Genomic DNA, 7,435 nt, shown 5'->3' with positions numbered 1-7,435 from the left:
GGCGGGCGGCGGAGGCGGGGGCGGGGCGCTGACGGAACGCGGCGACTGCGCGACGGCGGGGGAGGCGGCGACGATGAGGGCGGCCGCGAGCGGGCCGAAGCGATAGATGCTGCGCAAGTTACTCTCCTGTTGAGTCATGGAGGCAACCCACCAGCGGCAACGACTGTTTCGGTACGGAACTAGACGGAGCGGACGGGGGTGACAGATGTCCCGTCCTGATCATAGGTTGACCAAATGGACGCCCAGCTCTTCCACCTATCGGACCAGAACGCGTCGCTCTCCGAACAGCGGGAAGAGAATGGGCTGCTGCGCCTGCTGTCCGGCCGGGAACGGGCGGTGCTGGAGCCGCATCTCGAACGCGTTTCCTTCCGCAACGGCGACATCATCGCCCGCGCCGGTGACCCTGCGGAGACCATCTGCTTTCCCCTGACCGGCATCGCGGCCGTGCTCGACTCGCTGGAGGACGATCGACGCTATGCGGTCGCCCTGGTGGGGAGCGAGGGCTTTATCGGCTGGCCGGTGCTGCTCGGCAACGACCGCTGGCCGCATGATGTCGTCATGCGCGCCGAGAACGGCGTCGCGATGCGGTTGCGGACCGAGCATCTCCAGGCGGCGATCGATGCCCAGCCGAACATCCGAACGCTCCTGCTGCGCTTCACCGGGATATTGATGGGCCAGATGGCGCGAACGATCGTGTCGTCGCTCGCCCATTCGATCGAACGGCGGATGGCGCGCTGGATCCTCCTCTACCACGACCGCGTCCGGGCGGACGAGATCTGCATGACGCATGAGGAGTTCCGGTTGATGCTCGGCGTCCGCCGCAGCAGCGTCACCGATGCGCTGCACAGGCTGGAGGAAAGCCAGGCGATACGCTCGACCAGGGGGCGTCTGATCGTCCGCGATCGCGACGCGCTGCTGGCGCTGGCCGGCGACACCTATGGTCATGCCGAACAGGAATATCGGCGCATCCTGTCTTCGCCCGGTGCGGCTTGACCGCCGCGTCAGGGTCATGCCCGTGTTCCGCAGCCGTGCCGTCCATGCGCATCGGCCGAAGCGGGACACCCTATGAGATGATGTCAGGACGAGGTGATCGATGCCGCCTATGACGGACTTTTCCGAGACGTTTGCACGACTGGCCGGCACGGGCGGGGACGAAGAGACCGTGACACTCGGCGGAATGACCATCCGAATGGTGCGGGTGCCTGGCGGAGGACCGGGGAAATGGGATAGCCACAGCCATACGGCCGAGACCGTCATCGTCTGGAGCGGCGATTTCCTGGTCGACTTCCGGGACCATAGTGTCGCGCTGACATCGGGCCAATGCTGCGTCGTGCCGGTCGGTGCCGAGCATCGGGGCACATCGCGGGGTGGGGCGAACGTCGTTTTGATCACGCACGTTCATCCATAAGCCCCAGGCTGGGCGACGATCTGGGCGTTCGCGGGCACCGACAGGAGGAGGGCGAGGGCCGCTGATGTTCGTATCCGCATCGGCGCATCATTCCATTGCCGCCAGGATAGGGCAATCCGCTTATCCGGCTCGCATCCTTCGGCTTTCCTGGCGATCGGGGCGATTTTTGCGGCAAGGAATGGGCCGTATGGCGGCGCGATGATCGACCCGATCCTCTACAGCTTTCGTCGTTGTCCCTTCGCGATGCGGGCGCGGTTGGCACCGGACGTCAGCGGGGTGCGCCACGAGATTCGGGAGGTCAGGCTGTCCGACAAGCCTGCCGCCCTGCTCGCCGCGTCGCCCAAGGGCACGGTGCCGGTGCTCGTCACGGCGCAGGGTGGGGTGATCGAGGAAAGCCTCGCGATCATGCGGTGGGCGCTGTGCATCCGAGACCCGGAAAACTGGCTCGCGCGCGACGATCCCGCGCTGATCGCGGCCAATGACGACGTGTTCAAGCACCATCTCGACCGCTATAAATATCCCGATCGCCATGGTTCCGACCCCGTCCGGCATCGCGATTGCGGCTTCGCGTTTCTCAAAGGTCTGGAGACGCGGATCGAGGGGGGCGGTCAGCTCTGCGGCGCGAAGGCGGGACTGACGGATGCCGCGCTCATGCCGTTCGTCCGGCAGTTCGCCCAGGTCGATCGGGGGTGGTTCGACGCCTTGCCCTTGCCACGGCTGCGATCATGGCTGGCGGGCCATCTCGCTTCGGATCGCTTCGCGCGGATCATGCACGAGGTTTCGCTCTGGTCTCCGGGAGGGACGACGATCGTCGTCGCCGGGCTGACGCACACGGACCGGTGGAGCGATACTCGCTGATCCATGCGAACTTGCGGCTGGAAGCAACGGAGCGAAGCCCCTCGCACGCCGTCACGTCTTGCTATCCAATAGATAGCCATCTATCTAAAATGGCGTGAACGATCTTCCGGCTCTCCAGCGTCAGTTCTCCGCCTGCCTCGTGCCGATGGCGCGGGGATATCGGCGGCATCTCGATCGTGGGCTTGCTGGCCTGTCGCTGTCGCATACCGCCGCGCTGGCGGTGATGCTGGTCGGACGGGCGGGGCAGGGGATGCGCCAGGGTGGGTTGGCGGACCGGCTCGGGGTGGAGGCGCCATCGGTGGTGCCGCTGCTCGACCAGCTCGAACGGAGCGGGCTGCTCGAACGCCGCGTCGACGTCACCGACAAGCGCGTGCGCCTGCTCCATCTGACCGATGACGGCCGGGCCGTCGCGGCGCAGGTCGAGGAACGGACCGCCGCGATCCGTGCGGTACTGTTCGCCGGCATCGACGCGGACGACCTGATCGCCGCGACCCGGGTGCTCGACCGGCTGCACGCCGCGTTCGACGCGGCCGGCGAGGCCGAGTGACCGCCATGCCCCGGATCGGCCTGCGCGAGACGATCTTCTCCGTCAATTGCTTCGCAGCGGCGATGCTTGCCTTGTTCGTCTCCTTCTCGTTGGGGCTGGAGCGGCCCTTCTGGGCGATGGCGACCGTCTATATCACCAGCCAGCCGATGAGCGGCGCGGTGCGGTCGAAGGCGGTGTTCCGGCTGGCCGGCACCGCGATCGGCGGGCTGGTCACGGTGCTGCTGGTGCCGACCCTGGTCAACGCGCCGGTGCTGCTGAGCCTCGCCCTCGCTTCATGGGTGGCGGGGTGCCAGTTCGTGTCGCTGCTCGACCGGACGCCGCGCTCCTATCTGTTCATGCTGGCCGGCTATACGGCCGCGCTGATCGGCTTCCCCTCGGTGACCCATCCGGAGGCCATCTTCGACACCGCGGTGCTGCGGGTGCAGGAGATCGGCATCGGCGTGCTGTGCGCGGCGGTGATCCATTCGGTGATCTTCCCGCGCAGCGTCGTCGGTGTGTACGGCACGCGCGCCAAGGCCGTACTGGCGACTGCGGAACACTGGATCGCCGATATCCTTGCCGAGGAGCCTGCCACCCGCACCGCGCCGGAGCGGCGCCGGCTGGCGGCGGACGTCACCGATCTGCATGTGACCGCCACGCACATCCCGTTCGACACGGCCCGTATCCGCCCGACCCGGGCGTTGCTGACCGGCTTGCAGGACCGGCTCGTCCAGTTGATCCCCTTGGTCTCCGCGGTCGAGGATCGCTTGCGCGGCCTGGCCGCGATCGGTCCGCTGCCGCCGGAGGTTTCGCAAGCGGTGGCGCAAGTACGCGGTTGGGTAGTCGATCCGACATCGTCGCCGGGTGCGGATGGCCTCGCTCGGGAGGGGCGTGTCTCCGAGGGCGCTCACCGGCCGGATGCGGGCAAGCCGGATATCGCCCCGCCGACACAGGCGCGGGACTGGCCCGGGCTGTTGGCGCTCAACCTGATCGCGCGGTTGGACGAGCTGGTCGACACGCTGGCCGAGACGCGCGCGCTGGTCGCTGCCGTGGCCGATCCCGAAGCGCCGCGTGCGATCGTCGCCGGGGTGACCGCCCGGCCACTCCACCGCGATTACGGCCTTGCCCTGTTGTCGGCGACGGCGACGCTGCTGACGGTGCTGGGCTGCTGCCTGTTCTGGGTCGTCACCGGCTGGCCCGAAGGCGCGGTCGCGGCGATGATCGCGGCGGTGGTCTGCTGCTTCTTTGCGACGCTCGACGATCCGGTGCCCGCGCAGCGCGGATTCCTGATCTGGACGGTCGCGTCGCTGCCGCTCGCTGCCGTGTATCTGTTCGGGATCCTGCCGATGATCGACGGCTTCGCGATGCTGTGCCTGGCGCTGGCCCCGGCGCTGCTCGCCCTCGGCGCGGTGATGGCGATCCCGAGCTGGTACGGGCGGATGATACCGATGCTGATCGGCTTTGCCGGCGGACTGGCGCTGACCAACGTCTATACCGTCGATGCGGCCAGCTTCTTCAACAGCAGCGTCGCGCAGGTGATCGGCGTCGCCGCGGCGATGACGATGACGCGGCTGGTGCGCAGTATCGGCGCGAGCACCGCGATCCGCCGCCTGCGCCGGGCCGGCTGGCGGGATCTCGCCCTGCTGGCCGAGCGGCCATCGCGATTGCCGACCTGGCGCAGCCGGATGCTCGATCGTGTCGGCTTGCTCGCCGGCCGGATCGGCGAAGTGGAGGACGAGGAGCGCGATGCCGTCGCAACGGCGCTGCGCGAGTTGCGCATGGGCCTCAGCCTCGCGCAGATCGCGCCCGGTCCGCAGCATGCGGCGCTGCGGAGCGCGCTCGGCGCCTGGTTCGGGCAATTGGCGAACGGTCGCGAACCGGCCCCGCCGCCCGCCCTGCTCGACGATATCGACCGCGCGATCACGAGCGATCTGACCCGGGATGCGGACCCGCAACGGCTGGCGGCCCTGGTCGGGTTGCGCCGCAATGTCTTTCCTGCCGCGCCGGCCTGGATCGACCGGGGGATGGCCGCATGACCGGCGATATCGATCTGGGCGGCGTGTTCGTCCATCCATTGCTCATCGCCGCCTTCCTCGCCTTCGTCGCCGCGGAGCTGATCGGCTGGGCGCTGGCCAAGGCGCGGCTCTATCGCTTCGTCTGGCATCGCGGCCTGTTCGACGTGGCGCTCACCATCGTCCTGTGGGCCGGGATCGCCGGCCTGATCACCGGCGGCGATCCCGCCGCGGCATTCTTCGGCTAAAAGGCTTATGACACTGCAACCCTCCCTTCGCCTGGCGACGCGCATCGTCGTGACGCTGATCGTCGTGGCCCTGGCGCTGTTCGCCGCCCGCCACCTGTGGGCGCATTACGAGACGGATCCCTGGACACGCGACGGCCGCGTGCGCGCCGATATCGTCCAGGTCGCGCCCGACGTCTCGGGCCTGGTCACGCAGGTGTTCGTCCATGACAACCAGCCGGTCGTCGTCGGCACGCCGCTGTTCCGTGTCGACACGCCGCGCTACCGGCTGGCGGTGTCGCAGGCGGCCGCGACGGTCGCGTCGCAGATGGCCCAGCTGGCGCAGGCCCGGCGCGAGGCGCAGCGCAACCGCGCATTGGGCGACCTCGTCGCGGGGGAGGTGCGCGAACAGGGGGATGCCAAGGTCGCGCAACTCGTCGCCCTGCTGGATCAGGCGCGCGTCGCGCTCGCGACGGCCCGGCTCAATCTCGCGCGGACCGAGGTGCGGGCGAGCGTGGCGGGTACGGTCAGCAACTTCGAGCTGCGCCCCGGCGACTATGCCACCGCAGGTCATCCCGATTTCGCGATCATCGACCGCGGATCGCTGCACATCATCGGCTATTTCGAGGAAACGAAGCTGCCCCGGATCCATGTCGGCGATCCCGTCCAGGTGCGGTTGATGGGGGAAGACCGCGTCATCGCCGGTCACGTCCAGAGCATCGCCGGGGGGATCGAGGATCGCGATCGCAGTGCCGGCGCGAACCTGCTCGCCAACGTCAATCCGACATTCAGCTGGGTCCGCCTCGCGCAACGCATCCCGGTGCGCATCGCGATCGACCACATGCCCGCCGGCGAGACGCTGGTCGTCGGTCGCACCGCGACGGTCGAGGTGCTTCCGCGCGCCATGGGAGCGCACGCGTGACCCTGCGTCGTTCCGCCGCTCTGATCGGCACCGGCCTGCTCGCGGCCTGTTCGACGGTGGGTCCGGACTATCATCGCCCCGCAACGGCGGTGATCGACCGGCCGAGCGCCACCGCGCCCTTCGCCGGTGGCAACGAGGCCGCCTTCGCCGCGCTCCAGCCCGTCCCGGACCGATGGTGGCGGCTGTATCAGGACCCGACGCTCGACCGTCTGGTGACGCAGGCGCTCGCGGCCAACACCGATCTGCGCGTGGCTGCCGCCAATATCGCGCGGGCGCAGGCATCGGTGGATGTTGCGGAGGACGGGCGCCGTCCGCAGGCGACCTTGCAGGCCGCCCCCGGCTATGGTCAGCGGTCGGCGGAGGAGGAACTGCTTCCCGGCGCCCCGCTGCCGCGCAACTTCGTCTATTCGGCAAGCGCCGGCATTGCGTATCAGGTCGATCTCGTCGGCCAGGTCCGCCGCGCGATCGAGGCGGCGGATGCCGACCTCGCCGCCACCCGCGCCGCCTATGACGGCGTCCGCGTCGCCGTCGCGGCCGATACGACCCGCGCCTATCTGGATGCCTGTTCGGCAGGGCGGGAGATCGGTGTGGCGCAGCGCGCGCTGACGCTGCAATCGCGGACGACCGCGTTGACCCGGCGGCTCGTCCGTGGCGGTCGCGGCATCTCGCTCGACGCCACGCGATCGGCGACGCAGGAGGCGCAGGTGCGGGCGACGATGCCGGGCCTGCGGGCGGCGCGGCAGCTCGCGCTCTACCGGCTGGCGACGCTCACCGGGCGACCGCCGGCCGAGTTCGACCGCGACGTCGCCGCCTGTGCCGCCGAGCCGCGGCTTACGCGACCGATCCCGATCGGCGATGGCGCGTCGCTCCTCCGCCGTCGTCCCGATGTGCGCCGCGTCGAACTGGAGCTGCGCGCCGCGACGGCGCGGATCGGGGTCGCCACCGGCGATCTCTATCCCCATGTCTCGCTGGGCGCATCGCTCGGATCGGTGGGCCTCGCCGAGCGGGCGCTGTCGGGCGATACGTATAAATTCTCGCTGGGGCCGCTGATCCGTTGGCAATTCCCCAATCGTGGGCGGGTTCGCGCGCGGATCGCGGCCGCGAATGCGGAAAGCGATGCCGCGTTCGCGCGGTTCGATGGGACGGTGTTGAACGCTCTGCGCGAGACGGAGAGCGCGCTGACCGTCTATGCCCGCGACCTCGACCGCACGGCCGCGCTGCGCGACGCGGATGCACAGGCCGCCAAGGCGGCGCGCGACGCGGAGACCTTGTTCCGCGCCGGGCGGACCGGTTTCCTCCCGGTCCTCGACGCGCAACGCACGGCGATCACCGCCGAACAGGCGCTTGCCGCCGCGGAGAGCCGGCTATCGGCCGATCAGGTGCAGCTATTCCTCGCGCTGGGTGGGGGCTGGCAGGTCTGAGGCCGGTCGCAACGCGCCGGCCTTGCCCGTGCCATCAGCGATGCAGCGAAGGTCGATCGCCGGG

General features: G+C 69.4%; 8 protein-coding genes. All 8 read left to right on the top strand.

Annotated features, from left to right (window positions below):
• The first annotated feature begins 234 nt into the window (after nucleotides 1–234).
• The 8 genes from BRX43_RS08405 (at nucleotide 235) to BRX43_RS08370 (ending at nucleotide 7,371) form a co-directional block, all read left to right on the top strand.
• Nucleotides 235–993, top strand: coding sequence for a Crp/Fnr family transcriptional regulator (locus tag BRX43_RS08405; protein WP_125994397.1), 759 nt, complete (start codon nucleotides 235–237; stop codon nucleotides 991–993).
• Between the two features lie 109 nt (nucleotides 994–1,102).
• Nucleotides 1,103–1,408: a cupin domain-containing protein gene (locus BRX43_RS08400; RefSeq protein ID WP_164523566.1), complete on the top strand. Its 306-nt coding sequence runs from the start codon at nucleotides 1,103–1,105 to the stop codon at nucleotides 1,406–1,408.
• Between the two features lie 198 nt (nucleotides 1,409–1,606).
• A complete protein-coding gene (locus tag BRX43_RS08395) occupies nucleotides 1,607–2,266 on the top strand; it encodes a glutathione S-transferase (protein ID WP_125994395.1) in 660 nt (219 codons plus the stop codon).
• A gap of 94 nt (nucleotides 2,267–2,360) precedes the next feature.
• Complete coding sequence (locus BRX43_RS08390; RefSeq protein WP_125994394.1) at nucleotides 2,361–2,813, top strand: MarR family transcriptional regulator; 453 nt, start codon at nucleotides 2,361–2,363, stop codon at nucleotides 2,811–2,813.
• Between the two features lie 5 nt (nucleotides 2,814–2,818).
• Entirely contained in the window at nucleotides 2,819–4,828 is a 2,010-nt protein-coding gene (locus tag BRX43_RS08385) for an FUSC family protein (protein ID WP_241214856.1), read from the top strand.
• Entirely contained in the window at nucleotides 4,825–5,052 is a 228-nt protein-coding gene (locus BRX43_RS08380; RefSeq protein WP_125994392.1) for a DUF1656 domain-containing protein, read from the top strand. The genes BRX43_RS08385 and BRX43_RS08380 overlap by 4 nt, the downstream gene beginning before the upstream one ends.
• A 7-nt stretch (nucleotides 5,053–5,059) precedes the next feature.
• Nucleotides 5,060–5,950, top strand: coding sequence for an HlyD family secretion protein (locus tag BRX43_RS08375; protein ID WP_125994391.1), 891 nt, complete (start codon nucleotides 5,060–5,062; stop codon nucleotides 5,948–5,950).
• Entirely contained in the window at nucleotides 5,947–7,371 is a 1,425-nt protein-coding gene (locus BRX43_RS08370) for an efflux transporter outer membrane subunit (RefSeq protein ID WP_125994390.1), read from the top strand. Before BRX43_RS08375 ends, BRX43_RS08370 begins: the two co-directional genes overlap by 4 nt.
• Nucleotides 7,372–7,435 lie beyond the last annotated feature (64 nt).

Source organism: Sphingomonas sp. S-NIH.Pt15_0812 (genome assembly GCF_003951315.1).
Lineage (GTDB): Bacteria > Pseudomonadota > Alphaproteobacteria > Sphingomonadales > Sphingomonadaceae > Sphingomonas.
Note: the sequence above shows the minus strand (reverse complement) of the source record. Positions and strands in the feature narration are given on the sequence as shown.